The 2,471-nt window shown below is 42.9% G+C and carries 2 protein-coding genes and 2 pseudogenes; 3 read left to right on the top strand and 1 reads right to left on the bottom strand.

Going from position 1 to position 2,471, the window contains the following annotated elements; all coding sequences use genetic code 11:
• Window positions 1–849, top strand: a pseudogene (locus Q7P41_RS00035) (SMC family ATPase); the annotation flags it as partial.
• Between the two features lie 82 nt (window positions 850–931).
• Here the strand turns inward: Q7P41_RS00035 and Q7P41_RS00040 are convergent.
• On the bottom strand, window positions 932–1,333 hold the full coding sequence (locus Q7P41_RS00040) for a hypothetical protein (protein WP_303881032.1): 402 nt from the start codon (window positions 1,331–1,333) through the stop codon (window positions 932–934).
• A gap of 166 nt (window positions 1,334–1,499) precedes the next feature.
• Between Q7P41_RS00040 and Q7P41_RS00045 the strand changes: the two genes are divergently transcribed.
• Window positions 1,500–2,135, top strand: coding sequence for a response regulator transcription factor (locus Q7P41_RS00045; RefSeq protein WP_303881035.1), 636 nt, complete (start codon window positions 1,500–1,502; stop codon window positions 2,133–2,135).
• A pseudogene (locus Q7P41_RS00050) lies at window positions 2,135–2,471 on the top strand (sensor histidine kinase); the annotation flags it as partial. The gene Q7P41_RS00045 and the pseudogene Q7P41_RS00050, both read left to right, overlap by 1 nt.

Below are 2,471 nucleotides of genomic sequence, written 5' to 3' on the forward strand. Positions count from 1 at the left end.
GAATGCGAAAGTGCGAATAAAAAACTTAAAGAGGCCGCAAGCCTCTTTAAAACGACATGCATCAAGTATCAGTTAACCCATGAAGACAAATGCACATTGGTGCACTCTCCCGATATGACTCCTTGTAGGCAGGCAGATGTTGAAAAAGCACAAAACCACCTCGAGTGGTTGCTGGGTTTGTTGCATCGAGCTCAAGAGGAACTGCAATGCTTTAGGTCTGAAGTCTCAGACGATATTCCAGATTCAAGCGTGTTATTGGATCTGAAAAGAAAGCTCGAGGCAGACGAAGAAGTCCTTAAAGACGCTGTGAGCAAGCTAAAGTACGACTTACGACAGAGGAAAGAATTAGAAAAAGAGATGAGATTAACAAGAGAACATTACGAGAACCTTAACCAGGCCTATGATGTTGCCTTGAAGCTTCAAAGATACTCCGATGGAAAGAATTTCGTTCGATTTTTAAGCGATACCATACTTAAAGAGCTACTCGGTGCCGTTAACGAGAGCCTTTCATCCAAAGGTTTTTCATTGACGTCGGAAAGCGGAAAGCTTTATGCGGTAGTCAATGGATTTAGGCGGGATGCTGCGAGTTTATCAGGAGGAGAAAGAGCGGTAGTAGCCCTTCTAATGCTCAGACATTTGGCCAATAAAGTTGGATTTAAACAAGTTCTATTTATTGATGAGGGCCTGGCCATGCTGGATGACGAAAATTTAGAAATGATGTTAGACTTATTTGATGATTTAGGCGGGGAAGCATTTGTTGGGGTCATAACGCATGATTCTGATTTTGCGTCCCTTTTTCCAAAGCGTATAGAAGTAGAGGCGGGTAGAATTAAATTGGTTAAAAATTGATGATGTTAACATCCTGCTTTGGAGCTAATTTTGTAGGATAGTGGATTGTGTGATATGAGCAGGTTGGCCAGCGCCACGAAAATTAGATTTGCTCGCTATCCAGTAATTGCCACTTGATCCCCTGGGGTGTGATCTCATATCGCAATAAAACATAACCGCCAATGTGTCCGTCTTCTATGTAAGCAAGACACCATGTTGGGCCGATGAACCAAACTAAATCTTGATCGTAAATCCCCATAGTTCCTCCGAGCACACCTTGCCATGGAAAGATATCAGAGCGTTTGGCAAGCTGATCAATCACCTCTTCCTTCGCAATTCCTTCCGGCCAAGAGGGAGAAGGAGGAATCGTTAAGTGCATTTTTTGATGTTCCCTTTCTAGCGAGGCAAGTTGATCCTTTAAATTATGCAACTCCACTCCCAAGTAAATGGAAATGACAATCAAGGCTAATGAGATGTATACAAGTATTTTCTTTGAGTTTATCACAATTTCACCCCCTTTAAACAAAAATTATGATACACCAGATACCAGTACAGAGACAATAAAATAAGCATCTTTGCGTAATTAAGCTGGAGGATTATAGTTAAAATACTAGTGTAGAGGAAGGCCATAAACCATAAATAGGATAATATTATGTTGGAGGCGAATTAAAATGGTCATAAAGGTCGTGTTAGCTGATGATCATCCTTTGACACGAGAGGGATTTAAATCTTATTTGGAAGGAAAAGAAGATATTAAGCTGGTAGGAGAAGCTTCTGATGGTGAGAGTGCTTGGGAAGTGATAAAGGAACAACTTCCTGATGTTGCACTTATCGACATTCGAATGCCAGGTATTGATGGCGTGTCTTTGGTTCGTCGAGTAAGGCAGGAGGGGTTGAATGTAGCTTGCCTGATGCTAACTTCCTATGATGCCCAACAATACGTCTTAGCCTCTTTGAGGGCAGGGGCAAAGGGTTATATTCTAAAGACTGCGTCGCCGGAGGAACTTTTGCGAGCCATAGAGATAGTAGCATCGCAAGGGGTATACTTGGATAAAGAAGTTGCCTTGGCTGTTGAAGAACCCGGCTTTAGCCCCGAACAACTTTCGCCGCGGGAGAGGGAAGTCTTATTATTGGCTGGAAGAGGAGAATCGAGCAAGGAAATAGCTTCAAAACTCTTTATAAGTGAAAGGACGGTGCAAACGCACTTGGCATCAATATACGATAAATTGGGAGCGCGCAACAAAACTGAAGCTCTACTTTTGGCTTTAAAGTATGGTGTAGTAACTTTGGAGGAATTGTTGGAATAATGAGAAGGCATTTGCTCTTGATTCTTACATTGTTGGTATTAATCCCTTCACTTGCAATCTTGATCGTTACAGGGTGGGGAGTTGTAGAACATGAAAGGGCCATGAAAAAGATAGCCGAATCTTACGTATTGGACCTAGCGCAATCAGTGGCCGCGCGAGTGGACAGACCACGTTTTATGCATCGTGCCCAGATGATGACATCGTCAAGAGCACTTGATTCTTTTGTCTTGGATGTTTCATTGCCGGGATGGGTTGCCCTGGTTGATGAGAGTGGAAATTTACTAGCTGCATCTTCGCGGGCGCAAGATGTATTGCCGCAAATTTGGCAGGGAGGCA

It is taken from the genome of Acetomicrobium mobile (assembly GCF_937920065.1).